This is a genomic window from Pacificibacter sp. (assembly GCF_039769035.1).
Taxonomy (GTDB): Bacteria; Pseudomonadota; Alphaproteobacteria; order Rhodobacterales; family Rhodobacteraceae; genus Celeribacter.
In genome coordinates this window covers 1-26,067 of record NZ_JBDMZG010000163.1, presented here as the reverse complement: position 1 = coordinate 26,067, position 26,067 = coordinate 1, and the positions used below count along the sequence as shown (strand labels likewise).

Annotated in this window: 23 protein-coding genes and 2 tRNA genes; 12 read left to right on the top strand and 13 right to left on the bottom strand. The window is 51.9% G+C overall.

Translation table 11 applies throughout. The features are described from left to right. Nucleotides 1–197: 197 nt before the first annotated feature. Nucleotides 198–389: a hypothetical protein gene (locus ABF287_RS13960; RefSeq protein WP_347185610.1), complete on the bottom strand. Its 192-nt coding sequence runs from the start codon at nt 387–389 to the stop codon at nt 198–200. 245 nt (nt 390–634) lie between these two features. Further along, nucleotides 635–1,438 (bottom strand): enoyl-ACP reductase FabI, encoded by an 804-nt coding sequence (gene fabI / locus ABF287_RS13955; protein ID WP_347185609.1) that lies wholly within the window; start codon nt 1,436–1,438, stop codon nt 635–637. A gap of 183 nt (nt 1,439–1,621) precedes the next feature. Between fabI and pdxH the strand changes: the two genes are divergently transcribed. The 7 genes from pdxH (at nt 1,622) to ABF287_RS13920 (ending at nt 8,750) form a co-directional block, all read left to right on the top strand. Next, nucleotides 1,622–2,230, top strand: a complete 609-nt coding sequence (gene pdxH, locus ABF287_RS13950) for a pyridoxamine 5'-phosphate oxidase (protein ID WP_347185608.1) — start codon at nt 1,622–1,624, stop codon at nt 2,228–2,230. A 154-nt stretch (nt 2,231–2,384) separates the two neighbouring features. Continuing rightward, on the top strand, nt 2,385–2,954 hold the full coding sequence (locus ABF287_RS13945) for a cold shock domain-containing protein (RefSeq protein ID WP_347185607.1): 570 nt from the start codon (nt 2,385–2,387) through the stop codon (nt 2,952–2,954). Then, entirely contained in the window at nt 2,951–3,517 is a 567-nt protein-coding gene (locus ABF287_RS13940) for a DUF192 domain-containing protein (RefSeq protein ID WP_347185606.1), read from the top strand. Before ABF287_RS13945 ends, ABF287_RS13940 begins: the two co-directional genes overlap by 4 nt. 42 nt (nt 3,518–3,559) lie before the next feature. Beyond that, nucleotides 3,560–3,636: transfer RNA gene (locus tag ABF287_RS13935), tRNA-Pro, on the top strand. Between the two features lie 122 nt (nt 3,637–3,758). Next, nucleotides 3,759–3,835: transfer RNA gene (locus ABF287_RS13930), tRNA-Pro, on the top strand. A gap of 946 nt (nt 3,836–4,781) precedes the next feature. Then, nucleotides 4,782–8,477 (top strand): vitamin B12-dependent ribonucleotide reductase, encoded by a 3,696-nt coding sequence (locus tag ABF287_RS13925; RefSeq protein WP_347185605.1) that lies wholly within the window; start codon nt 4,782–4,784, stop codon nt 8,475–8,477. A 12-nt stretch (nt 8,478–8,489) separates the two neighbouring features. Continuing rightward, nucleotides 8,490–8,750 carry a hypothetical protein gene (locus ABF287_RS13920; protein WP_347185604.1) on the top strand — a complete coding sequence of 87 codons (261 nt, stop codon included), beginning with the start codon at nt 8,490–8,492 and terminating at the stop codon, nt 8,748–8,750. A 284-nt stretch (nt 8,751–9,034) separates the two neighbouring features. Here the strand turns inward: ABF287_RS13920 and ilvN are convergent, their stop codons facing one another. From ilvN to ABF287_RS13905, 3 genes are read right to left on the bottom strand one after another with little or no spacing between them, the layout of a single operon-like run. Continuing rightward, a complete protein-coding gene (gene ilvN / locus ABF287_RS13915) occupies nt 9,035–9,598 on the bottom strand; it encodes an acetolactate synthase small subunit (RefSeq protein ID WP_347185603.1) in 564 nt (187 codons plus the stop codon). Nucleotides 9,599–9,610: 12 nt separating this feature from the next. Then, nucleotides 9,611–9,904 carry a hypothetical protein gene (locus tag ABF287_RS13910; RefSeq protein ID WP_347185602.1) on the bottom strand — a complete coding sequence of 98 codons (294 nt, stop codon included), beginning with the start codon at nt 9,902–9,904 and terminating at the stop codon, nt 9,611–9,613. Beyond that, nucleotides 9,904–11,652 carry an acetolactate synthase 3 large subunit gene (locus ABF287_RS13905; protein WP_347185601.1) on the bottom strand — a complete coding sequence of 583 codons (1,749 nt, stop codon included), beginning with the start codon at nt 11,650–11,652 and terminating at the stop codon, nt 9,904–9,906. Before ABF287_RS13905 ends, ABF287_RS13910 begins: the two co-directional genes overlap by 1 nt. A gap of 617 nt (nt 11,653–12,269) precedes the next feature. Here ABF287_RS13905 and ABF287_RS13900 point away from each other — a divergent pair. Continuing rightward, nucleotides 12,270–14,159, top strand: a complete 1,890-nt coding sequence (locus ABF287_RS13900; protein ID WP_347185600.1) for a PhoX family phosphatase — start codon at nt 12,270–12,272, stop codon at nt 14,157–14,159. Between the two features lie 160 nt (nt 14,160–14,319). On the opposite strand, the gene ABF287_RS13895 is transcribed toward ABF287_RS13900, so the two are convergent. The 3 genes from ABF287_RS13895 to ABF287_RS13885 all read right to left on the bottom strand — a co-directional run bounded on the left by ABF287_RS13895 (nt 14,320) and on the right by ABF287_RS13885 (nt 16,949). Next, entirely contained in the window at nt 14,320–14,628 is a 309-nt protein-coding gene (locus ABF287_RS13895) for a DoxX family protein (protein ID WP_347185599.1), read from the bottom strand. A gap of 226 nt (nt 14,629–14,854) precedes the next feature. Further along, nucleotides 14,855–15,505 carry a response regulator transcription factor gene (locus ABF287_RS13890; RefSeq protein WP_347185598.1) on the bottom strand — a complete coding sequence of 217 codons (651 nt, stop codon included), beginning with the start codon at nt 15,503–15,505 and terminating at the stop codon, nt 14,855–14,857. A 22-nt stretch (nt 15,506–15,527) separates the two neighbouring features. After that, entirely contained in the window at nt 15,528–16,949 is a 1,422-nt protein-coding gene (locus ABF287_RS13885) for a cache domain-containing protein (protein WP_347185597.1), read from the bottom strand. Between the two features lie 304 nt (nt 16,950–17,253). Here ABF287_RS13885 and ABF287_RS13880 point away from each other — a divergent pair, with 304 nt between their 5' ends. The 4 genes from ABF287_RS13880 to ABF287_RS13865 all read left to right on the top strand — a co-directional run bounded on the left by ABF287_RS13880 (nt 17,254) and on the right by ABF287_RS13865 (nt 22,172). Beyond that, nucleotides 17,254–18,348: a twin-arginine translocation signal domain-containing protein gene (locus tag ABF287_RS13880; protein ID WP_347185596.1), complete on the top strand. Its 1,095-nt coding sequence runs from the start codon at nt 17,254–17,256 to the stop codon at nt 18,346–18,348. A gap of 184 nt (nt 18,349–18,532) precedes the next feature. Then, nucleotides 18,533–19,462 (top strand): C4-dicarboxylate ABC transporter permease, encoded by a 930-nt coding sequence (locus ABF287_RS13875; protein ID WP_347185611.1) that lies wholly within the window; start codon nt 18,533–18,535, stop codon nt 19,460–19,462. Between the two features lie 49 nt (nt 19,463–19,511). Beyond that, the gene (locus ABF287_RS13870; protein WP_347185595.1) at nt 19,512–21,866 is read left to right on the top strand and encodes a TRAP transporter large permease subunit; all 2,355 of its coding nucleotides are present in this window, start codon (nt 19,512–19,514) and stop codon (nt 21,864–21,866) included. Nucleotides 21,867–21,938: 72 nt separating this feature from the next. After that, nucleotides 21,939–22,172 carry a hypothetical protein gene (locus ABF287_RS13865; protein WP_347185594.1) on the top strand — a complete coding sequence of 78 codons (234 nt, stop codon included), beginning with the start codon at nt 21,939–21,941 and terminating at the stop codon, nt 22,170–22,172. Nucleotides 22,173–22,184: 12 nt separating this feature from the next. Here the strand turns inward: ABF287_RS13865 and ABF287_RS13860 are convergent, their stop codons facing one another. The 5 genes from ABF287_RS13860 to ABF287_RS13840 all read right to left on the bottom strand — a co-directional run bounded on the left by ABF287_RS13860 (nt 22,185) and on the right by ABF287_RS13840 (nt 25,890). Next, a complete protein-coding gene (locus tag ABF287_RS13860; RefSeq protein ID WP_347185593.1) occupies nt 22,185–23,048 on the bottom strand; it encodes an arginyltransferase in 864 nt (287 codons plus the stop codon). A gap of 150 nt (nt 23,049–23,198) precedes the next feature. After that, nucleotides 23,199–23,687 carry an RDD family protein gene (locus tag ABF287_RS13855; RefSeq protein ID WP_347185592.1) on the bottom strand — a complete coding sequence of 163 codons (489 nt, stop codon included), beginning with the start codon at nt 23,685–23,687 and terminating at the stop codon, nt 23,199–23,201. A gap of 114 nt (nt 23,688–23,801) precedes the next feature. Beyond that, complete coding sequence (locus tag ABF287_RS13850) at nt 23,802–24,254, bottom strand: DUF2852 domain-containing protein (RefSeq protein WP_347185591.1); 453 nt, start codon at nt 24,252–24,254, stop codon at nt 23,802–23,804. A 274-nt stretch (nt 24,255–24,528) separates the two neighbouring features. Continuing rightward, nucleotides 24,529–25,095: a hypothetical protein gene (locus ABF287_RS13845; protein WP_347185590.1), complete on the bottom strand. Its 567-nt coding sequence runs from the start codon at nt 25,093–25,095 to the stop codon at nt 24,529–24,531. Nucleotides 25,096–25,419: 324 nt separating this feature from the next. Then, complete coding sequence (locus ABF287_RS13840) at nt 25,420–25,890, bottom strand: YbaK/EbsC family protein (protein ID WP_347185589.1); 471 nt, start codon at nt 25,888–25,890, stop codon at nt 25,420–25,422. Nucleotides 25,891–26,067: the final 177 nt, after the last annotated feature.

The following is a 26,067-nucleotide window of genomic DNA, read 5'->3' as shown; positions in this document are numbered from 1 at the left end:
TGTTGGGCGCCTTCTATGCGCGAAAATGCCGCGACTACAAACAGATACCACTAGGTTTCGCCAAAAAGACCCAAATTAGGTGGGCGGAGCGCGTAGAAACGAGGTTTTTGGGGCGGAACAATCTCCGTAAACTCCACGCGCAAGAAAATCGCTCACCTTCAGCTGAAGGGCGCGGTTTTCCGGTGCGCAGCGTGGAATTACCACGAATGCCAGTCGACCCAAAGCCAGATCACTAGCCCCCAAATGATCCCTGCCACAACAAAAGCAACGCCTGCCCAAGCTACATAGTCCCAATCATTCTCGATTCCCCATCCAGTCGTCACGCCTCCGGACGCGATCAGGATTATGGGCATAAAAAGGCCAATGATAAAACGGATAACTTGTTTCACTGAATAACTCCCAAAACGCGCTGTTTTGAGCGTATGCAGCCGGTACGAAATTTGCAAGTTTGCCATGCGGCTAGCGCTTTTTGTGCCGCGCTCCGCCAGCAAGCCGCCGCTCGCTGCGCTTCATCATCAATATCTCGTGTTTTTTCCAGACCTCAGTGCACCCACATCAAAGCACGCCGTTCAGCCGTTCAAACGAAAAACGAGGGCACAGGGCCCCCGTTTCGCAAATCAATGGTCCAAAGGCGTTACCCTTTAGTGATGTCAGGCGCGTCAACGGCTTTCATGCCGATCGCGTGGTAGCCTGCATCAACGTGATGGGTTTCGCCAGAAACGCCTGCACCCAAATCGGACAATAGGTACAAAGCAGAACCGCCAACGTCATCGATTGTCACATTGCGACGCAGCGGTGAGTTGTATTCGTTCCATTTCATAATGTAACGGAAATCACCGATACCAGAGGCCGCGAGTGTTTTGATCGGGCCAGCAGAGATCGAGTTGACGCGAATGCCGTCTTTGCCCAAATCTTCCGCGAGGTAGCGCACAGATGCTTCAAGCGCAGCCTTGGCAACGCCCATGACGTTGTAATGCGGCATGACGCGTTCTGCGCCATAATATGTCATCGTGATCATGGAACCGCCATCTGTCATCAACTTCGCCGCGCGTTGCGCAACGGCTGTGAAGGAGTAGACGGAGATGTCCATCGTCATGTTAAAGTTAGCGCGCGACGTGTCGACGTACCGTCCGCGCAGCTCGCCTTTGTCAGAAAAGCCAATCGCGTGTACGACAAAGTCCATTTTGCCCCATTTTGCTTCTATCTCAGCAAAAAGCGCATCCACTGAGTCACCATCAGAGACGTCACATTCAACCACAAAATCTGACCCAAGCTTTTCAGCCAAAGGATCGACACGTTTTTTGAGCTGCTCGCCTTGGTAAGAAAAACACAACTCTGCGCCGTGTTCGGACAAGGCTTTGGCAATGCCCCAAGCGATTGATTTGTCGTTGGCGAGGCCCATAATTAGACCGCGCTTTCCGTCCATAAGTTTTGTCATGGTCGGTTCTCCCACCTATATACTGCGTTGCCTATAGGCTTTAGGCGGTTTGCGCTGCGCTATCAAGTCTCGGGTGAACCGCACAGGCATGCCCGTACATATATATTTGTTTGTTTGATCTAGATCCTTGTTGCCAAGTAGGCGAAGCGCTATTTCAAAGATGAAACGCATAGGAGTGCCGTCATGTCCGTAAAACGCAGTGGAATTTTTAAAGGTGACGACCCGTTTGAAATTGCGCGCACATGGCTTGCCGAGGCTGAAGCCACGGAAATCAACGACCCCAACGCGATCGCGCTCTCAACAGTGGATTCTGATGGATTGCCCAATGCGCGTATGGTGCTTTTGAAGGCGATCGAAGACGATGCCTTTGTGTTCTTCACGAATTACGAGAGCGCAAAAGGCAATGAAATCGAAGCGTCCGGTCAGGCAGCCTTTGTGATGCATTGGAAAAGTCTTCAGCGTCAAATTCGTGTGCGTGGAGCTGTCGTTCGTGAGAGTGATGAGGCCTCAGACGCTTACTATAAGTCGCGCGCTCTTGGAAGCCGTATCGGGGCTTGGGCCTCGCAGCAATCGCGCCCCTTAAAATCAAAGGCCGCATTGATGGAAGCTGTCGCCAAAGAGGGGCTGACACACGGCCTAAATCCAAAGCGACCACCGTTTTGGGGCGGGTACCGGATTGTGCCAACAGAAATAGAATTCTGGGCCGCTGGAGAGTTTCGCTTGCACGACCGATTTAGGTGGACAAGGGGAACAAATGATGCTGACTGGACAATTGTATTACTAAACCCTTAAGTTGACCCTTCGTAATGGTCAAAAGTGCACAAAAAGACAGGTCATGTTGACCTTGAACCCGCGAAGCGTTTGCCGCACGTTAGCGGCGGGATGAGGGGCTGATGCCCCTAAGAATTTGGAGGGCGCTCGCGCGCCCCCAATAGGGAATGCAAAAATGAACGACGAAAATACAGTAAATGCAGTGGTCGGCCAGGTGAAATGGTTCGATACTGCTCGGGGCTTCGGATTTGTCGTTGCGGATAACGGCGGTGCAGACATCTTGCTGCATGCAAATGTGTTACGCGCCTTTGGCCAAAGCACGATCGCCGACGCGGCGCGCATTGAGATGACGATTCAAGAAACCGACCGCGGCATTCAAGCGGTTGAAGTTTTGTCTATCGAGCCACCCGTCAGTTCGACAGGTCCGGATCTTGAAGATCTTGAGCACTTAGATGAGGTCGATTTGAGCGTCCCGCTTGTGCCTGCACGGGTCAAGTGGTTCGACAAAGGCAAAGGGTTTGGCTTTGCCAATGTTTTTGGCAGCTCCTTGGACATCTTTGTTCACGTCGAGGTCCTGCGCCGTTCAGGTTTAGCGGATTTGATGCCAGGCGAAGCTGTCGCGTTGCGCGTCATTGAGGGGCGCAGGGGCCGCATGGCCGCGCAGGTCATCGCATGGGATGTTGCGACACGTGAGCAAGATGATGCGCGTGGCACAACCGCCCAAAAGGAAAGCGACCAACAATGAAGTTTGATCTTCAAAGTGAAACAGGGGCTGCACATCGTGTGGCCCTTTTTGTTGCGAGATTTCAGCGCAAGGAAACTGCGTTGCGTTGGGGTCGAAACACGGCACTGAGCGCCGCCCTTGCGGTATTGGCTGGGGGGGCAATGGCACAAGACGCTTGTGTGCGTGACGAAGTGCGGGTTGTCTCGCAAAGCGCGACACATCTCTTTTCCATTGAAGTCGCCGACACAGCGCAAGAGCGCGCGCAGGGGCTGATGTTTCGTGAAAGCATGCCAGAATCACATGGGATGTTGTTTGTTTATGCAAATCCCGCGCCCGTGAACTTTTGGATGAAAAACACACTGATTCCCCTCGATATGATTTTCACGGATCAACGGGGTGTCATTGTTACAATTCATGAAAATGCGATTCCGTTGGATGAAACACCAATTTTTGGCGGGGAGGCGATATTTTCTGTATTGGAACTCAATGCCGGTGTTTCTAAGGCCAAGAATATCAAAGTTGGGGACGTTCTTTTGCATCCTGCTTATGATTTTTACACTTCTGTGCCTTGCGAAGCGAAATAGGGGTTTTCATCCCCGATCACTCCTTTTATAGACACCCTCAGTCGGGGCGTAGCGCAGCCTGGTAGCGCGACGGTTTTGGGTACCGTAGGTCGCAAGTTCGAATCTTGCCGTCCCGACCATTTTCAAAAAGCATCATACACGAGACAGATTCATCCTTTTTGGATGGCTGTGTGATTGAATGTTTTTTGACACGAAATAGGGGTTTTCATCCCCGAATACTCCGCTTATAGACACACCTAGTCGGGGCGTAGCGCAGCCTGGTAGCGCGACGGTTTTGGGTACCGTAGGTCGCAAGTTCGAATCTTGCCGTCCCGACCATCTTCAAAAATAAGATTTGCAAAAAGCATCTCGCCTAGGGGCGCGCGGCGTGTCTTGCGTTGCGGTTTTTTGTGTCCACAACATGTGGTGCTCAGTCGACGAATCTCGTTGGGCGCAAGGCGGCGCCAATCTGAGCTATGATTCGTCTGTGATGGTTTTGAAAGGGTGGCGATAGCCCTTGGCCTCGATATACTGATTTTCCTCAAAATCGCTTAGGTTGCGCGCGTTTTTTCCCTTAATTCCTTGCGTTTCAGGGCGTTGGAGCGCGAAATGAACAGGTTTTTCTCACAACATGTTGTGTGCCTAGACAATAAGCAGCCTATGGAAAAAGCTTCCCCAACTGTCCTTTTTTTATACCTCGACTTATCCACAGATACTGACCCAATTCGTTAACGCGAGGCGGCAAGATGCTAAAACTAAAGAAGATTTGTATTAACATCTCGCTATCCGAATCGACGCGGCCTGTGGGTGAAATCGGTCAACAGATATTTGGTTATTTTAGTGCTAATTTTGACGTTGACCCATAGGGGTATAACGCTGCACATTGTGCTGGTCGGTTGATGAACCACTACATTTAGTTGTTTTGAAGCGGTCAGGGACTAGAGGCGTAAGGGCGGATCTTTGAAACAATAATCTGAACGGCAAACGGCACGATGTGTTGGTCGCCTAATCAGGTACAGACAAAGATCAAAACGCCAAGGACGCCACTCGAATATTGGATGAAGGGCAATTGCCTTTGACTGGAAACGCTTAGTCGCTTTTTCAGAACAAGACAGATTTGCCTGTCGCATGCCTTTGCCCTGAGTGCCGCAAAACGTAGGGATGCGCGGCCGACGATGAGAGTTTTACCGCTCTTGGAAAATTTGGGTAAGCGGCAGGTCGTGCAACGTTCAGTTGATGTAGGCGATCGGTCAGTAAAATAGTAGTCGAACACGGGGCACGTTTCATGAAGATTGAACGCAAATTCACCAAATCTGGATCTGATGCATATGCCGAGATGGCATTTCAAAAAACGTCTTCTGAAATTCGAAACCCTGACGGCACTGTTGTGTTCAAATTGGACGAGTGTGAAATTCCTGCGGATTGGAGCCAAGTTGCTTCCGATGTGATTGCACAAAAATACTTTCGCAAAGCCGGCGTGCCCGCGGCGTTGAAGAAAGTGAAAGAGAAGGGCGTTCCGTCCTTCTTGTGGAAATCCGTTCCTGACGAAACTGCACTTGAAAAACTACCAAAGGCCGAGCGCTTTGGTGGCGAAACATCCGCCAAGCAAGTGTTCGACCGTTTGGCTGGCGCATGGTGTTACTGGGGCTGGAAGGGCGGCTATTTCACGTCTGAGGAAGACGCCAAAGCTTACTTTGACGAAATGCGCTACATGCTGGCCTCACAAATGGCCGCACCGAATTCACCACAGTGGTTCAACACAGGCCTGCACTGGGCTTACGGCATCGATGGTCCGGGCCAAGGTCACCACTATGTGGATCACGCGACAGGCGTTTTGACCCGTTCAACATCTGCCTATGAGCACCCCCAGCCACACGCTTGTTTCATTCAGTCTGTGTCCGATGATCTGGTTGGCGATGGCGGCATCATGGACCTTTGGGTGCGCGAAGCACGCCTGTTCAAATACGGCTCAGGCACAGGCACCAACTTTTCGTCCTTGCGCGGCTCTGACGAGGCGCTGTCAGGCGGTGGTAAATCCTCTGGCCTCATGGGTTTCCTGAAAATTGGTGACCGTGCTGCTGGCGCAATCAAATCAGGCGGCACAACCCGTCGTGCGGCCAAGATGGTCATCTGTGATATGGACCACCCTGATGTGGAAGAGTTCATCAACTGGAAGGTCATCGAAGAGCAAAAAGTGGCGTCTATCGTTGCTGGTTCCAAAATGCACGAACGCCAGTTGAATGCGATTTTTGACGCGATCGGCACATGGGATGGCGCGGAAGACGATGCCTTCACACCAGCCAAGAACCCAGCGCTGAAAGCAGCGATCAAAGACGCCAAGAAAGTCTGTATTCCAGAGACTTACGTCAAACGCGTTCTGGATTACGCCAAGCAAGGCTACGCGAAAATTGAATTCCCAACTTACGATACCGATTGGGATTCAGAAGCTTATGCGTCTGTGTCTGGTCAGAACTCTAACAACTCCGTGCGCGTCACAGATGCGTTCTTGAAAGCCGTCAAAGAAGACAGCGACTGGGAACTGATCCGCCGCACAGACGGCTCTGTAGCCAAGACAGTGCGTGCGCGCGATTTGTGGCAAGACGTAGGTCATGCCGCTTGGGCCTGTGCTGATCCGGGCATCCAGTTCCACGACACAGTAAACGCATGGCACACCTGTAAAGAAGACGGCGATATTCGCGGATCGAACCCATGTTCTGAGTACATGTTCTTGGACGACACCGCCTGTAACCTTGCGTCTATGAACTTGCTGACGTTCTTGAAGAACGACAGTTTTGATGCGGAAAGCTACATGCACGCCACGCGTTTGTGGACTGTGACCTTGGAGATTTCTGTGATGATGGCGCAGTTCCCATCGAAAGAAATCGCGCAACGCTCTTATGACTTCCGCACATTGGGTCTTGGCTATGCCAATATTGGCGGCTTGTTGATGAACATGGGCTACGGATATGATTCCGATGAGGGGCGTGCTTTGACAGGCGCTTTGACAGCGATCATGACTGGCGTATCTTATGCAACCTCTGCTGAGATTGCAGGCGAGCTTGGCGCCTTTGACAAGTTCGAAAAGAACCGCGAGCACATGCTGCGCGTCATCCGCAATCACCGCACAGCGGCCTACGGCAAAACCACAGGCTATGAAGGTTTGGACATCAAACCAGTGGCTTTGGATCACAACAGCTGCCCTGATGCGTCCTTGATCGAATTGGCCAAATCCGCTTGGGACGAAGCGCTTGAGCTCGGCGAAAAGCACGGTTACCGCAACGCGCAAGTGTCTGTGATTGCCCCAACCGGCACCATCGGTTTGGTGATGGATTGTGATACCACTGGCATCGAGCCAGACTTTGCGCTTGTGAAGTTCAAAAAGCTTGCGGGTGGTGGCTACTTCAAAATCATCAACCGCTCTGTGCCTGCCGCTTTGGCGAAACAAGGCTACAAACCTGCTGAGATCGAAGAAATTGTCTCCTACGCTGTGGGGCACGGCTCAATCGGCAATGCACCTGGCATCAACCACACAGCGCTGATCGGGCACGGGTTTGGCAAGGAAGAGATCAAAAAGATCGAAGCCGCTTTGCCATCCGCTTTCGACATTCGTTTCGTGTTCAACCAATGGACTTTGGGCGAAGATTTCTGCACTGGCACGCTGGGCATTCCCGCCGCCAAGCTGAATGATCCGTCCTTTGATTTGCTGCGCTCGTTGGGCTTTAGCAAAGCTGACATCGACGCTGCAAATGACCACGTTTGTGGCACGATGACGCTTGAGGGCGCGCCGCATTTGAAAGAAGAGCACTACAATATCTTTGATTGCGCCAATGCTTGTGGCAAAAAAGGCAAGCGTTATCTGTCGGTTGAAAGCCACATCACCATGATGGCCGCTGCGCAGTCATTTATCTCGGGTGCGATTTCCAAGACCATCAACATGGCGAACGACGGTACCATCGAAGACTGTTTGGCGGCTTACGAGTTGTCTTGGTCTTTGGGCATCAAAGCCAATGCGCTTTACCGTGACGGATCAAAACTGTCGCAACCGCTTGCAGCTGCTTTGATCGAAGATGACGAGGAAGCCGAAGAGATTTTGGCCACAGGGTCTACGCAAGAAAAAGCGCAGGTTCTGGCCGAGAAGATCATTGAGAAAGTGATCGTCAAAGAAGTGGCACGGGGCCGTGAAAAGCTGCCTGAGCGCCGCAAAGGTTACACGCAAAAAGCGGTTGTTGGCGGGCACAAAGTCTACCTGCGCACCGGTGAATATGAAGACGGCAACCTCGGTGAAATCTTTATCGATATGCACAAAGAGGGCGCGGGCTTCCGTGCGATGATGAACAACTTTGCCATCGCGGTCTCTGTTGGTCTGCAATACGGCGTGCCTTTGGAAGAATTCGTGGATGCTTTCACATTCACCAAATTCGAACCCGCCGGCATGGTGCAAGGCAACGACAGCATCAAAAACGCGACGTCGATTTTGGACTACATCTTCCGCGAATTGGCCGTGTCTTACTTGGACCGCACCGATTTGGCGCATGTCAAACCCGAAGGCGCTGCCTTTGATGACTTGGGCCGTGGCGAAGAAGAGGGTGTGTCCAACGTCAAAACACCGTCTGAAAACGCATCTGCGAAATCCATCGAAGTGCTCAAACAAATCTCTTCCTCTGGTTACCTGCGCAAACGCATGCCGCAAGAATTGGTCGTGCTGCAAGGGGGCGCCGGCGCCGTCGCACTTGACGGCTCAGTGGACCCACAAACCGCTTTGCAAACTTTGGTTCCAAATGCAGGCGCAGCTTCCGCCAGCACTACGGCAGTGTCCTCAGGCACAGTTGCTGGGTCTGCGACGTCGCTTGATTTGCGCTCAAAAGCCAAAATGCAGGGCTATGAAGGCGACCCATGCGGGGAATGCGGTAACTACACGCTCGTGCGCAACGGCACTTGCATGAAATGTAACACTTGCGGCGGCACCTCGGGCTGTAGCTAAGGAAATATGACGATGGAATTGGTTTTTGATATCGCGGGTCAACATTGTGTTGCAGATCACGTGCAAATGCGTGGCAACACGATTGAGGCAAACTTTGCCTCTGACGTGGAAACAACTTTGGCCGATGCCTTTGCGGGCAGCAAAACAGTGTCCATTTTGGGCATTCCAGCGATGTCGGTGACGTATTCTGTGCAAGGGTTTCAGTCCTGCGGGGCGAACAGCTGCACAGCCGTTTTTTCAGTGAACAGCAGCGCAGGTCGCGTGCTTCATTGATGCGAAATTCCGCATGGCCGTTTTCGCGGCGGTGTGGGGCAGGGGACAGAGGTTCCCAATACAAGTTTCCGGAGCGGATGCGTTCGCTCTTGGCGTAGATCAGGCCACAGGCAAAAACACTTAGGGCAGTAATCAATGATGAGCCTGATCAACGAACCTCAGGGGACCTTCGGGTCCCCTTTTTTTGTCCATTGTTTCGGATGCATGCCTGAGCGCGAATAAAAAAGGCGCAACATCAATATGATGCGCGCCTTTTGTAATCGTTTGATGGTCTGCTTTAGGGCTTAGATTTTGCCGCGACCAAGCGCTGCAACACCCGTACGTGCCGTTTCAATCAGCCCCAAAGGCCGCATCAATTCCGCAAAAGCGTCGATTTTCTCAGAGGTACCTGTCATTTCAAAAACAAAGCTTTCCAATGTGCTGTCGACCACATTTGCGCGGAAAATTTCGGCCAGACGTACGGCTTCGATCCGCTTTTCTCCGGAACCTTTGACTTTGAACAAAGCCAATTCGCGTTCTACAGATGCGCCTTCGACGGTGAGGTCGTGCACATCATGAACAGGGATAATCCGGCCCAATTGCGCTTTGATTTGAACAATCACGTTTGGCGTACCAGTGGTGACGATGGTGATACGGGAGCGGTGACCTTCTTGGTCCACTTCCGCCACGGTCAGGCTCTCAATATTGTAGCCACGCCCTGAGAACAGGCCAATCACGCGCGCGAGCACGCCCGGTTCATTTTCAACCAAAACGGCCAAGGTGTGCTTTTCGATGATCTCGCCGTTCGGATCACGCAGGTTATAGGCGGAATGGCTTGTAGAGCCTTTTTTGATATGTAGTGCAGACATGATGTGTCTCCCTTACCCAGCACAATTCAGTGTGGCGTCAAATGTGTTAATCTCACCGCGTTTGGTGAGGGTCCGGACGGTGCAACCTGATGCGGCCTCAATGGCCGCGCGCGCGCTTTCTTCAAGCACAGCAAAGTTGAGTTGTCCTGTGTGAAAATTTCGGGCGACGGCAGTGGTGCCGTCGACCGAGACATTAAACTTGAATCCATTGCGCGTTACTTCCATCGCATCACCATCAGCCATGCACCCTGAAAGGGCGGCAAAGGCGACAGATGCCACAAAAGAGGCGCGAGATAGACCCATCATTACACCAAAACCGCGCCGTCGGATTTGATCGCGTCTTCTGTGGACGCATCGCCGAGCAGCATTTCATTGTGCGGTTTGCCTGATGGGATCATCGGGAAACAGTTTTCGTGCTTTTCAACCAAGCAATCCATGATCACAGGGCCATCGTATTTGATCATTTCCATCAAGGCATCGTCCAAATCTTTGGGGTCGGACACTTGAATGCCTTTCGCGCCAAAGGCTTCGGCCAATTTCACGAAATCGGGCAGGGCGTCGGACCAAGAGTTTGAATACCGCTCGCCGTGCAGCAGTTCTTGCCACTGACGTACCATGCCAAGGCGTTCATTGTTCAAGATGAACTGTTTCACGGGCAAGCGGTACTGCATTGCTGTGCCCATTTCTTGCATGTTCATCAACCATGACGCTTCGCCCGCGACGTTGATCACAAGGCTTTCAGGGTGTGCCATTTGAACACCGATGGACGCAGGGAAGCCGTAACCCATCGTGCCCAAGCCGCCGGAGGTCATCCACCGGTTTGGATCTTCAAAGCCCAGGTATTGCGCGGCCCACATTTGGTGTTGGCCCACTTCGGTGGTCACGTAGCGATCCATGCCTTTGGTCAATTCTTCAAGGCGTTGCAACGCGTATTGCGGCTTGATGATCGCGCCTTCTTGCTTGAAGGACAGGCAGCGCACTTGACGCCATTGTTCGATTTGCGCAGTCCAAGCACCGATGTTTTGCGTTTTACGGCCGCGTGATTTCCACACTTTCAAAACGTCTTCCAAAACATGGGCAACATCGCCAACAATCGGCAAGTCAACTTCGATAACTTTGTTCAAAGAAGACGGGTCGATATCAACGTGGATTTTCTTCGAGTTCGGTGAAAACGCGTCCAAACGACCAGTGATACGGTCGTCAAAGCGCGCACCGATGTTGATCATCAAGTCACAGCCGTGCATCGCCATGTTGGCTTCATACAAGCCGTGCATGCCGAGCATGCCGAGCCAATGCTTGCCAGATGCAGGGTAGGACCCAAGGCCCATCAACGTCGATGTGATCGGAAAGCCCGTCGCCTCAACAAGTTCGCGCAGCAATTGCGAGGCCGCAGGGCCGGAGTTGATCACGCCGCCGCCAGTGTAGAACACTGGGCGCTCAGCTTTTTCCAGCAACGCAACCAGATCGTTGATCTGCTCGATGTCGGCTTTTTTCTTTGGCTGATAGTGGCTGACACGGGCTTTTGATGGGGCAACATAAGCGCCATCTGCAAACTGCACGTCTTTTGGCAGATCGATCAAAACCGGACCAGGGCGACCAGATGTGGCCACGTGGAACGCTTGGTGGATCGTGTCTGCCAAATCGTCAGTGTCTTTCACCAACCAGTTGTGCTTGGTGCACGGGCGGGTGATGCCAACGGTGTCAGCCTCTTGGAACCCGTCGGTGCCGATCATGAACGTTGGAACCTGACCGGAGAAAACTACCAAAGGAATGGAATCGAGCAAAGCATCTGTCAGGCCGGTCACAGCGTTCGTTGCACCCGGACCTGAGGTGACAAGAGCCACACCAACCTTGCCAGTGGAACGCGCATAGCCTTCTGCGGCGTGGATCGCAGCTTGTTCGTGGCGCACAAGCACGTGCTTGATATCATTTTGCTGGAAGATGGCATCATATACCGGAAGGACAGCGCCCCCGGGATAGCCAAAGATTGTGTCCACACCCTGATCTCTCAGGGCTTGAACAACCATATCTGCTCCGGTCATTTGCCGTGTCATCGTATTCTCCGTATTGCGCATCGTGCCGTTGTTGTCTGTGATGGGTAACGTCAAGTGTCGTCATCTTCGCGTTGTCTCGTGGATGGGATAGGCGCGGTACGCCATAGTCCCATAAAAAAACCCCCGAATTTCGGGGGCGCATGGGAACCTATATGGTCAACCGTTACCGGCCCATGCGCATAAATTCCACGACGACTAGAAGAAGATTGTTCACTTTAATCACTCCGAATTTCTTTAGGCGACATTATGAGGCCTAAAGAAGGGCGTCAACCGCGAAATGCGCACTAAACGAAGCGTTTGGGCATATTTTTTGAAATATTGTTGCTAAAAGTGTTGGTTTTTGGGTCTATTCGGAAATTTGGCGGGTGGGTTGTGCTCGATTCATGGTTTCTCTACGCTCAGAGAGTGCTTTGCAGGTGTTGTTGGCTCAAATCTACACAACGCTAACACTTCGAAACATGGTGAAACCATTAAGGGGCATCTTCCAAATTGAATGATTTTCTGAGTTTCACATTCTTGTTTCAGTTCTGTCACGGGCCAGACACATAAGATCGGCAAATGGATCGGGACGTTCGCGCAGTTTGCGTGTTCACCTCTAAAGCAAAAAGAGATTAGCTATGAAAAAGACCGATATCCACGACCTGTCTTGGGATGAATTTGATGAAATGCGCGACCCGCGCGTGGACAGCAACGGATTTGACGCAGTCGTAGATCGCGCCGTATCACGTCGTGGCTTCCTTGGCGGTGCTTTGGCGTTTGGGTCTGGTGCAGCTGTTTTTGGCACGGGTCTGTTCTCTAGCACGGCAGCGGCCAAAGCCGACGGCATGAGCAAATTCGCGTTTAAGCCAATCGACATCGCAACTGATGCAGCCGTGCACGTGCCAGAAGGCTACGAGACAAAGGTTCTTGTCCGTTGGGGCGATGCTTTGTGGTCCGAGGCTGAAGGCGCATACTCTGCAAAAACAGGTGTATCTGTTGAAATGTCCGACAAAGTGTTCGGCGAAAACACCGACGGCATGGAGTTGTACGAAGTAGACGGCAAAACGCTGATCACTGTGAACTCCGAATATGTGAACCCAAAGATCAACTTGCCAGCTGAAGCTGAAGGCACACCACGCTCAGCCGACGAAGTGAAGCTTTTGAAAAACCTCCAAGGCGTGACCGTCATGGAAGTTGAAAAGGCTGACGCAGGGTACAAAGTTGTGGTCGATTCCAAATACAACCGCCGCATCACACACGAAACAGAAATGACCCTCGCTGGCCCGTTGGCTGGTTCTGATTTGGTCAAAACCAATGCTGATCCAAAAGGCATGACTGTCAAAGGCACAATGAACAACTGTGGCTCTGGCAAGACGCTTTGGAACACATACATGACCTGTGAAGAAAACTTCAACGGGTACTTCGGCACAACAGCCGAGCACGAAACAACACCTGGTGAATCGCGCTACGGTATCGGTGGCGAAGGTCGCTACGCCTACGAAAAATTCGACCCACGCTTTGATCTGTCCAAAGAGCCAAATGAGCCAAATCGCCATGGCTTTGTGACTGAAATCAACCCTGCTGATCCAACATCTACACCGATCAAACGCACAGCTTTGGGGCGCTTCAAACACGAAAACGCTGAAATGGTTCACGCCAAAGACGGACGCGTTGTTGTCTACTTGGGCGACGATGAACGTGGTGAATACCTCTACAAATATGTGTCCACAAACACATGGGCTGAGGGCACATCCCCTGAGGGCATCTTGGACGATGGTCAGCTGTTCGCTGCCAAATTCAACGATGACCAAACGGGCGAATGGTTGGCTTTGACACCTCAAGCCACTGGCATGACTGCGGAAGAAATCCTGTGTTTCACACGTATGGCGGCGTCTGCTGTACACGCGACAACAATGGACCGTCCGGAGTGGGTTGCAGCCAACCCATTGAAAGCAGAGGCTTACTGTGCACTCACCAACAACAAAAACCGCGGCGTTAAACCAAACGCAGGCGGCGACGACACATCCGTCAACGCAGCCAACCCACGTGAAACCAACAAATACGGTCAAATCGTGCGCTGGGTGCCTGCGGATGAAAATCACGCAGCAGAGAGCTTCACATGGGACCTCTACGTGTTGGCAGGCAACCCTGACGTTTACGACAACGCCTACGCGGGCTCTGAGAACGTCAACGCTGGCAACATGTTCAACTCACCAGACGGCATGGCGTTTTCTTCTGACGGGATGCTCTGGATCCAAACAGACGGCGATTACAAAAACGAAGGTGACTTCGAAGGCATGGGCAACAACCAAATGCTTATCGGTGATCCTGAAACTGGCGAAATCGCACGTTTCATGACTGTGCCTTACGGTGCAGAAGTCACTGGCCTGTGCTGGTCCAGCGACAAAAAGACTGGCTTTGTTGGCGTGCAACACCCGAAAGGCACTTGGCCTGACATGGGTGAGGGCGACAAGCCGCGCTCTTCCGTGGTGGCTTTCTGGCGCAAGGATGGCGCGACAATCGGTTAAGTCCAAAGCAATTTTAGCGAAGACTTAATTTAACAGGATTGGGTGCAGTTTCGGCTGCACCCAATTTTTGTGTTCACATTGCCCAATAGAAAATGCGCAAAGAAAAGCCGCCAAGCCTTTCGACCGGCGGCTTTTGCAATGTGTCTAAAGCGACGTGTGTTTAAGCGTTGTTCTTGAAATAACGCACCAAAAGGACGCTGAGGACCAACAGAACAATGGCTGGAACGCCTTCTGCGATTGGTGTGTAGAACAAGTGGTACAGGAATGCGCCCAAGCTTGTCGCTGCCAAACCAAGAGCCGCCAAGAAGCGAACTGATTTGACGAAAATGTCGATTGCGCCGGCGATTTCAAGTGCACCAACGATGTAGCCGGTGATCGGTGGCATGCCCATGTTAGCAAAAGAAAGGTGAACCATTTCAACGCCTGCAAGCTTTGCAGAACCCGCGCCGATAAAGGCAACTGCTGTCAAAATTGATACGATCCAAACCCAGATAGGCTAATTTGCGATAGGTTTCATATGTCTCTCCATGTGTCTCGCGATTTGTGCTGTGCGAGAATTGTGCGTTTATGCGGGTCACTCCCGAATTTCATGAGGAGTGTTTTTCATAGCACAGTGCATAAATCAAAATATTTCGCTCTCAGATTGAGCAGAGCATTGGTTCATATATGCACACTTGAGGTCCAGAAGCGTGGAATTAAAACCGTCCAGATCCCTGCAAAACGCCATGTTCCATTGCATAGCGGGTCAGCCCCGCAGTGGACGAAATCCCGAGCTTGCACTTGATATTTTTACGGTGGGTCTCGACCGTTCTAACAGAGATATCAAGATCTTGCGCGACGTCTTTGTTCGACTTGCCTTGGGCTAATTCAAGCAAAACAGTTTGCTCGCGTTCTGTCAACTGCGCGCGACCATCTTGGGTTTTGGGTTCAATGGCGCGCTGCGCACCACTGCACAAATAGGTTTTGCCGGCCATCACTGTATCAATGGCTTCTTTCAAATCTTCGGTCGGCACATCTTTAAGCACATATCCAACAGCACCATAATCAAGCGCAGCAGAGATGTATTCGGAACTGTCATGCATGGTCAAAATGAGCACACGCGTATCAGGGCGTTGCTCCAGCAATATCTCAGTTGCCGTCAGCCCACCCATTTTTGGCATGTTCAAATCAAGCAAAATCACATCGGGCGACAGGCTTTGCGCATGTTCGACGGCTTCTTCGCCGTTGGTCAATGTGCCAACAACGTCGATGTCGTCAAAGGTTTCCAACAATGCACAAATGCCCTCGGCCACCATTGGGTGGTCGTCAACAATGAGCACACGGGTAGGGGACTGAGGTGCTGACATGGTGTTCCCTTCGATTTCGCGCTTAATCTATGATGTCTGATGGGCGCGCAGTGAATTGCTTTGGTGGCAGGATATGCTTGAGCGGGACGGTTGCGTCAATCAATGTTCCGGGCGTCAGTCGTGTGATCGTCAGCGTTCCGTCAAGTTGTTCCATACGTTCTTGCATGTTGCGCAGGCCAATGCCGCGCCCTTTGCCATCCATCATATCGATCCCGCGCCCGTTGTCGCGCACAATCAAAGTTGCGCCTTTGCGGTGCCCACGCAGGCTCATATGTACTTCGGTGGCGCCGGAGTGGCGTTCAATATTGGTGAGCGCTTCTTGCGCAATGCGAAACAGTGCTGTTTTTGACTCTTCGTCCAAGCGGTTGCGGAAGACCACGGTTTCAAGCGACATCGTGATGCCTGTGCGCTCTTCAAATTCTTCGGTCATGGATTTAAGCGCAGGTCCCAGACCAAGATCATCCAAGACGCCGGGGCGCAGATCGCGCGAAATGCGTCGAACCTCAGAAATCGCCCCCCCCAGCATATCAAGGCTTTTCTCCAAGCTTTCTTTGGCGCGCACATCCCCTTTTTGCACCCGCCGCCATGCCAGATCCAAGGCAAACCGCACCCCGATCAAGATTTGCGAAATCCCGTCGTGCAGCTCACGTGCCACACGCATGCGTTCTTCTTCTTGGGTGTCGAAAATCCGTTGTGTCAGTTCTTTCAGCTTGGCATCGGCCAATCTGCGTTCACGCACCGTAATGAAGATTCCGGACAGAAACACCAGTAAAACAGCTGTCAAAGCGATGGCTCCGATATAAAGAAAGGTGCGTGCGACCCGTTGCTCCACATCAGCACGCGCTGCCGCAACGGAGTTCAGCACATCATCCACAAAGACCCCTGTGCCAATCGCCCATTGCCAGTCTTGCAGGCCGATCACATAGGCCATCATGCGGGCATCTTCGCCAGTCGAAGGCTTGGTAAACATATAAGAATGATAGCCGCCACCGTTTTTCGCCAAAGCAATTAACGTGTCAACGATGGGTGTTCCTTGGCTATCTTTCAGTCCGCGCCAGTTTTTGGTGATCAAATTGGTTTGACGCGGGGCGACCAAATTGGTGCCATCATAGTCGTAGACGAAGAAATACCCTTCTGTGCCAAAAGTCATCGCAGACAAGATTTGCGTGACTTTCAGCTTTGCCTCAGAATCTTCGGGACCCGCCGGATTGTACTGTGTCGAAATCGAGGCCCGCGCGAGCTGCAGGTAGTTTTGCAACTCATCGTGCTTGGCTGAAATGAGCTGGTTTTCGAGTTCTGTAATCTCGCGCTCCGCCATTTGGCGAGACTGAAAGGCCACCAGCACAGAAATAGCGCCCACCGCCAACAACAGCGGAATCGTCGCCAACAAAAAAAGCTTTTGCGCGTAGGTCAGGGTCAGCAGGGCACGTAAACGTTTGAGCATAAGAGGCCTTATGGGATGGATTCGCAGGATAGACATCACGACGATGACGTCAATCAGCACAATTTTTTGTTCATTTTGTACGTAAAACTTAGGCGTTTGGCCCAAAAAAGTCGTCAAATTTGGCGGAACTACGTAGACTTGGGTATTTAATTGCTTTGGAAGCCCCGCTATCGTTTACGCCAGTTTGGCCCTTTCTCGCGATCGGGCTGATTTCAAACACGGATGTTCTAGCATGTGTTCGAAATCCGCAGCCCAAGAGGAAGTGCTGTGAATCTGACATAGAAAAACGGGAGGAAACTATTCTATGGATCGTCGTTCTTTTTTGAAATCTTCTGCCCTTGGTGGCGCATCAGCTGCAGCCGCAGCAACTTTGGCCGCACCAGCGTACGCGCAAGGCAAACGTACTTTGACTATGGTCACAACATGGCCACGCGGTCTTGCGGGCGTTTGGGATTCTGTTGAACGTTTCGCGACATCTGTGTCCGAAATGTCTGACGGCTCTTTGACTATTGAACCAAAAGCAGCTGGCGAACTCGTTGGCGGTCTCGAAGTGTTTGACGCTGTGACATCTGGCCAAGCCGACATGTACCACGGCGCTGACTACTACTTCACAGGTCAGCACCCAGCATGGGCGTACTTTACAACTGTTCCTTTCGGCATGACTGCGCCTGAAATGATGGTTTGGTACTACGGCATGGGCGGCATGCAAAAGCACCACGAGCTTGGTGAAATCTTCGGCCTTAAATCTTTCATCGCTGGTCAAACTGGTGGTCAAGGTGGCGGTTGGTTCCGCAAAGAAATGAACTCTGCGGCTGACTTCCAAGGTCTCAAATTCCGTATGCCAGGTCTTGGCGGCGAAGCTTTGGCGAAACTCGGCGCATCTGTTGTGACCATGGCAGGTGGCGAAATCTACCAAGCTTTGTCCACTGGCGCGCTTGACGGCACTGAGTGGATCGGCCCTTGGTCTGATGAAAAGCTCGGTCTGCAAGAAGTATGTGACTACTACTACCCAGCTGGCTTCCACGAGCCAGGTGCGGCTTTGTCTGTTGCAACCAACTTGGACGTGTTCAACGACCTTACAGCTGGTCAGCAAAAAGCGATCGAAGTTGCCGCAGGCGACGCACACCAGCACAACTACTCTTTGTTCATGGCGAACAACGGTCCAGCGCTTGAGCGTTTGATCTCCGGTGGCTCACAGATCATGTCATTCTCTGACGACATCTGGGATGCATTCGGTGCCGCGTCTAAAGAAGTACTCGACGGTAAAATGGATGATCCGCTCTTTGCTGATATCCGTGCGTCTGCAGAAGCGTCAATGGCTGCGACATCTGGTTGGGCTGGTCGTTCTGACAGTGTTTACACTGCACAACGTGACCGCGTCATGTCTAACCTTAAGTAAGACTGATAACGCTTTGAAAAATATGGAATGTGCGCCTTGGCGCACATTCCTTTTATGAGCATATAATTTGTTCAATACGTAGTGCCATCAGGTCCAAAGACCATGGATGGCGAAGCCCGTTTTGCACTGCGCCCGACACGTGCGTTGTGCCAAAGGGGTCGAGGAATTTGGGGGACATCCAAACATGCAAGAAGAAGCCGCAACATCAGCCCTTGGGGCTGTCTTTGGCGGGCTTTGGTGGTTGATTAGCAATATCGGCATGGGCTTTTGGCACATGGTTTACGCGATCACCCACCCAAGCCTTTGGCTAGACTGGTCCAATACAGAAAGCCTGTTGAGGTTTGTTTATTACGGGGGATCGGTTGAAGCGTTTTTCGTTTTCCTCGATCTTTTCCTCGTCGTCACAGTCATCGGATTTTTCAACCGCTCGTTCCTTTGGGGCGTTGTGCGTGTGTTCGAAGGCTTCACAAATGGCGTGGGCCGTTTGGCCGCTTGGGCGGGCCTTGTGATGGTGTTGCAGCAGATCATGATCGTGTTCTTGCAGTCCATCTTTCGCGTTGGCGAAATTTCGATCTCGCCTTTTGGACTTGGCTTTACCCAGACCGTGACGTGGTGGTCCGAAAGCATCAAGTTTGAGAACGCAATGGTTGTTGCGCTATGTGTGTCCTACGCATTCGTGCAGGGCAGCCACGTACGGGTCGACTTGGTTTATGCGGGTGTGAAACACCGGACGCAGCGTGCGATCGATATGTTCGGCTCGCTGTTCTTTATGTTGCCTGTTGCGACACTCACTTGGATGTATGCTTGGTATTTCCTGTGGCGTCACTTGATCACACCGAAAGTGTCAGCTTCTGACCAGTTGGAAATGATGCTGCGCAAAGCGCGTATCGTGAAATGGAACGTGGAAACAGTGTCGTTCACCGGTGACGGGTTTAACGCCTATTTCATGTTTAAAATCTTGATCTTATCCTTCCTCGTTCTTGTGTTCGTTCAGGCGATTGCCTTTTTCTACCGCTCTTTCCTTGAATTCGTTGAAGGCGAAGAGAGCGCTGGCAAATACTTGGACAGAGACTCTCTTGGCGCAGGCGAAGAAGCTTACGAGGGGACGCATTGATCATGACCAACTCCATGCAATTCAAAATTTCCACTAAGGGGCTCGGCTCATGATTTTCGGACTTGATGGCGTAGAAGTAGGCCTCATAATTGTTTTCCTCAGCCTCTTTGCAGGCATTCTCACAGGGTTTCCAGTGGCGTTTGCCATTGGTGGCGCGGGGCTGTTGTCCTTTGGTATTATTGCAGCGCTCGACAGCGCGGGCATCTTGGTGCACCAAGCCATTGATACAGGGTCGGCTGCCTATAAAGAACTCACGGCTGCGGGGATAAACCCCGTCAACATATCGCATTTCAGGTATCCGGATTTACCGACCTATGCGGCGCCTTTGTTCGAAGGCGGCTGGGAACGCGCGATGAACCGCAATCTGTCGTTTATCGTCAACCGTATGAACGAACGTGTGTTCGCGGGTGCATCTATCGAGACGCTTTTGGCCGTTTTGATGTTCGTTATGATGGGCATCGTTTTGGAGCGTTCTAAGATTGCCAACGACTTGTTGGTGACCATGTCACGCGTGTTTGGTCCGTTGCCTGGTGGCTTGGCAGTATCCGTTGTTATTGTTGGCGCTTTCTTGGCGGCTTCAACAGGTATTGTTGGTGCGACGGTTGTGACCATGGGCTTGCTGTCCTTGCCCACGATGTTGCGCAATAACTATTCGCCTGAGATCGCGACGGGTGTGATTGCTGCATCTGGCACTTTGGGGCAGATCATTCCGCCCTCGATCGTGATTGTTTTGCTCGGCACATTGGCTGGTGATCTTTATTCAGCAGCTCAAGAAGCGCGGGCGCAGTCCTTTGGTTGTACCGATGCTTTGACCTATTTGGGCAAACCTGCGGTTGTGTCTGTTGGGACATTGTTCCAAGCGGCCATCTTGCCTGGTGTTATGCTTGCTGGATTCTATGCGCTTTACGCCTTTGGTTATGCGCTTTTGAACCCGACCAAAGCACCACCCGTACATTTCGAATCCACAACAACAGAGCCAATCACGCGACGTGAGCGTATCTTGTGGTTTGTTGCTATGCCTGTGTTCGTTATCGGCATGGCTATCATGTCGGGCCAAGTGGGTGTCTCTGGGTCACAATCCGTGCACGTCAATCAGTTCACAGATACTGGCGCACGCGCATCGTTGCGCACCAATGTTTCTGACACTTGCCAAGAGGCGATGATCACTTTGCATGGTCAAGACGCTTGGGATATCGCGGTGGCTGAGCAAACCGCGATCAATGAGAGCGGTGATGCGAAAGAAAGTGTACGTCGCACAGACGATGAAATGGCGGCTTTGACAGCACAAGCTGTGGCTGATGCGCCGTTGATCGGCAAAGGCATTTTGGTTGTCATGGTCATGCTTTCCATCGCGCTTGGTTTTGCACGCGGTGTGGCACTGTCTTCTGACGCGCGGCCTTTGATTGTGGGCGCGGTTGGTATTGTGGGTGTGTTGGTGTTTGACATGGTGTTTGTCAGCCCGCTGACCAGCCCAGGCACGGCCTTCATGATCTACTTGATCCCGTTTGCGATGATTGCCTTTGGCATGAAAACAGCAGTGGTCAATTTGGCGCGCAACGAATTGTTCCGCGTGGTGTTCCCGCCGTTGATTTTGATCGTGGCTGTACTTGGATCGATCTTGGGTGGGGTGACCAACCCAACGCCTGCGGCCGGTCTTGGGGCAGGGGGTGCTCTTTTGCTCGCGGCGTACCGCAAATTGCGTGACCAACAGCAAGTGTCCAAAATCATTATTGGCGGCTCGTTTGCTGTTGTTATCATGATCTTGATTGGTGCGAACTTCGATCTTCGGATTGGCCGTGCAGATGTGCCCTTTGAAGATTGGGTTGCCTACATTGTGGCGCTTGGGTGCTACTACTTTGCGTTCTTTGGCATCTTGTACTCATGTTACACCTTGCTAAGGGATGGCACGCTAAAAGTTGTCGTGCGCGAAACGGCCAAGGTGACGTCGATGGTGTTCACCATCTTGATCGGCTCACAATTGCTGAATCTTGTGGTGATTTCCTTTGGTGGCGAGCACTACATCCAGCAGTTCCTACGCAGCTTTGACAATGAATTCACTGTCTTCTTGCTCGTGATGGCTGTGTTGTTTGTCTTGGGCTTTGTGCTTGATTTTCTTGAAATCATTTACATCGTTGTGCCGATTGTTGGACCAGTTATCTACGGCGGTACTATGGATCCGAAGTGGGTGACGATTATGATCGCTGTCAACTTGCAGACCTCGTTCTTGACGCCGCCCTTTGGCTTTGCGCTGTTCTACCTGCGCGGTGTGGCTCCGCCCTCTGTCACAACGGGCCATATTTACCGCGGGATCATTCCTTTCGTGTTGATCCAAGTGGCTGGCCTTGGTGCGCTGTGGTTGTTCCCTGATGTGGTAACGATCATTCCAAACCTTCTGGCGCGCTAAGTCGACCACATAATATGTTTAAAGGCCTCGCAACTTGCGGGGCCTTTTTCGTATCGAACGGCTGGAGTTGTGGTGCCGCAAAGCAATATGACACATGATGGGGCATGTAACTGCATCGGGGCGGATGAGGCCAGTTTCGCGCACTTCGTGCGTATTGCCGCAGAGGGCGAACCCGAAGATGCGATGCTTTTAGGAATGTTGATTTTACGGGGCGAAGTGGTGCCCGTGGCCGTTGGTTTGGCGCAACAGCTTGGCCTTTTGATTGAAAGCAAGTTCCGCGCGGATGCTACGGCCATTTATCATTGAAATCGGGTGACGTTAAACTTCGGTCACAGGGCCTGAATTGCCGGTGTCGGCCATGCTGCCGCGTGGCAATCTGATGTTGGTCAATTGCTGAGCAATAGGTTCATTTTCATCGGGGGCTTGCGGCTCTTCAAAAGTATCTGGGTTGTCGACATTGACCCATGCATCATTCTTGTACACTTCAAGCGCAGAAAAACGAGCCTTGTAGCCCATCTTAGGGGATCCTGGCACCCAATACCCGAGATAGACATACGGTAAACCTGCTTCGCGGGCGATTTCGATGTGGTCCAGAATGATGTACGTGCCAAGGCTGTCTTTCGTCAGCTCGGGTTTGTAAAACGAATAGACCATCGACAGGCCGTCATCGAGCACATCCGTCAAACATGTGGCGGACAGTTCTGGATCGTCGTCATCATCGTCCGCCGCCGCGTAATATTCGACCAAACGTGTGCGAATAGGGGTCTCTTCGATCATTGCGGCGAATTCAAAGACATCCATATCTGCCATGCCGCCATCTGCATGACGCGCATCTAGATAGTTGCGAAACAGCTCATATTGGGCCTCTGTCGCCCAAGGAGATGTCGCGGATCGCTTGAGATAGTTATTCTTTTTGATCGCGCGTTTCTGGCTTTTGGATGGCACGAAATCTTTGACCCGAATGCGCGCTGACATGCAGGCACTACAATCGACACAGGTCGGACGGTACAAAACGTTCTGAGAGCGACGAAAACCTTGCTTGGAAAGGCTGTCACTCAGCTCTGTCGCAAGCTCACCCTGAAGTGCCGTAAACAGTTTTCGCTCCATCTTGTTGTCAAGATAGGGGCACGCTTGCGGCGTTGTCACATAAAACTGTGGAGCTGGAGGGGGCGAATGACGCATAGATGGGTAACGAGCCGTTTTTCATGACTGACACGTTACCCTAGCAAATCTGCGATTAGCCGCCAAGAGGGTCAAAAAAATCAAATGCGCCCAATTTATTTCAATGGGCGCCCATTCGCGCCCATTTCACATTTCACTGCGCCTGTGTTCTTAAAACTGCGATGGTCGGTTGATCGCCGCAGATCCTAGGATCAAATCTGACAGGCCTTGTTTGCGCGCGGTGGTAAGCATCAAGATAACCGAGATGATTTGTGGCAAGCCCGTTGTCGACCAAACCGTGTACATAGCCGTGTGAAGAAACGCCATGCCGAGGTCAAAATGCTCGCCTTTTGAAGTGCGGAATTCGATCCCCATCATGCGCATGCCCACAGTTGCAGAGCTTCGCGCAAGTGTCACAACACGGTAGGCAAAGCCGACAATAGCGACCAGAAACGGAAAGTAAAAAATCCCTGTGAACGCCGTCAGCGGTACGATCAAGGCGGACAAAACGACCACAATCACAAGGTCGATCACGAAGGCAATCAATCGCTTGGCCGGCGTGTTTTCATAAAACTCGCTTTGGCTGTGAGGATCTGGAAGGCCCCAAAGGGCAGTGTCGTCGTGGATCATTGGTTCGCTTTCGGTCAAAAGGAGTGTCATGGGATTATATCACAAATTGGATGTTTATGGCTGTTTTTGCTTGGGCGCGCCGGCCCATGTGGGACAGGCGCGCCTTGTGTTTGTGGCGGGATTTCACCGCACGGGTGCCGACGATTAAACGTTTTTGACAACGCTTTCGTCTGTTTCAGTTTGGGCACTCGCTTTTGGCGCGCGGTCTTCCATGAACTGATCAAACTCAGATTTGTCTTTCGCAGCGCGCAGGCGCTCTAGGAAGGCTTCAAAGCTGCCTTGTTCTTCTTCCAAACGGCGCAATGTTTCGGCCTTGTAGGCGTCAAATGCAGAGTTGCCGGAAGATTTGAACGCTGCGTGGCGTGCGTGTCGGTGGCTGCGATGTGTGCGGGGGCCGCATGAGGATTTGCTAAACATACGTTTGCTCCAGATCATATAAAAGAGAAGGGCGAGGCCAACGGGCCAGAAGAAGATAAAGCCAAGAACCATGGCCGCGATCCAGGCACCTTTGCCTTTGTCGTCAAGCCAGTTTTCGGCGCGGTTAAACCAGCCAAGTGTACGAGCTGGGACAGTTTCAAAGTCAGCGGCGTGGGTCATTGTGTCTCTTTCTTGTTTGTTTGGGTTTATGTAAATGTCTTTCACATTAACAAGATTGGGTTTTGTGTGCCGCTTTGCAAGTCAAAAAGTAAATGTTTTTTACATTAACTTACAAAGTGATTATTTATCAGGTGCTTAGCGTAAAATATTCTTTTAGAAATTTAGGCGAATAGGGGGTAAATGCGCGACAATGGCGATCATTTGGCCAACAAGTGACTAAGCTTTTCGGACTTTTGGTCTCACGATGACAATGTGCTGCGCTGTATGGCGTGGGTTATTCGGCAAGAATCTTTGCGATGACGTTGCGCAGATCTTCCCAGCCGCCATAGCAGCCTTCCCACGTTCCTTTTTGGCAGCGGTTCGAGCCGCGGCGACGCAGGGCGAAAATGCGATCTTCGGGGACGCCGCCATGTACATAAGCGTTGAAATCGGAGGTCGAATCTCCGAAAGCGGCCGCAAACGTCCAACCATTGTCAGCATAGGCGCGCAAAACGCGTTTCTTAAATGCGCCATGGTCCGCGCGATCACCGCGTGTTTCGGTCATGTGTAGATTTCCGGCTGGAAATCCGTTCTCGACCAGCCAAGCATTTAAGCCTGATTGCAAAAGTCGAACACGTGCCGAAACATAAATGATCTCAAACCCAGCATCAAAGAACGCTCTGACAGCATCTGCGGCACCGCTGCGGGGCGTTGAGATTGCCAAGACAGACGGTGTCAAAGTGCCATCGATGTCGAAAACGACGGCTTTACGTTCGCCTTCCGCTGCAGGCCTCCAATTTGAAAGCACGCGCGTTGCAATCCGCTCTACAGATGTGATGAGCTCCTTTGATCGCCGCTTCATTCTACGTTTCCTTGTTGGTATCAAACCTAAGTCCAATGACAGAGCTTACTGTGAAATTTTGACGCTGCTCTAAAAATTAAACCAGCGTCGATCATCCCCAAAGCGCCCCTATTCATACCGAGAATGCACGGGTTTGACTGTCATACTTCGCAGTGCTGCCTTGGGCAAGCAGATCATGAACCGAACTCCCAAAATGCGTGCCATCTGAGCGATTTTTTGCGAAATCAACCGGTGTTGGCGTCAATTTTGTGGGTGCTAAGCGGCCGCGTGATTAAGTGACCGACAGATTGAAACTTGAACGGGGCGACTTTGCCCGCATTAGAGCTAACTGATGAAGTCTGCGCGTTCGGCCTGTGTTATGCTTTGCAGCTGAGAAGGGGCGATCGAAAAGATGTGCCGCGGCGTGCCTGCGGCGGCCCACACAACGTCAAATTCATCAAGCGCTGGGTCGAAAAACATGGTGGGCGCATGAAGGTGGCCAACGGGCGAGACGCCCCCAATGGCGAATCCTGTCACCTTGCGCACAAGTTTTCCGTCGGCACGTCCAAGCGGTTCACCCGCGACAATGGCTGCCTTTTGCGTGTCGACCATTGAGCCACCAGCGGTGATAAAGAGATAAATGGTTTCAGTTTGCGTGCCCTGAAAAACGATGGATTTGGCGATTTGGTTCAACGCACAGCCCGCTTGCTCCGCCGCTTGCGCCGCCGTACGGGTTTCACCATCCATTTCTAGGATTTGAGCCTGTGCATTTGCCTTATCCAAGGCCGCTTCGACGCGTTTTAAACTCTTCGACATCAATCTCTCCTTTGAATGCGCGTCAATCTATCGTCGTTTTGAGGTTGCACAAGGCCCATCGACTGGGTCCAATACCGGCAGTCAATTAATGGAGCGCAAAACAGTGCCAGCCCCCTTTGCCACCCGAGTGACGCGTATGCCGCGTGCGTTTGAAAGTGATCGTGGACGTGAAGCTGC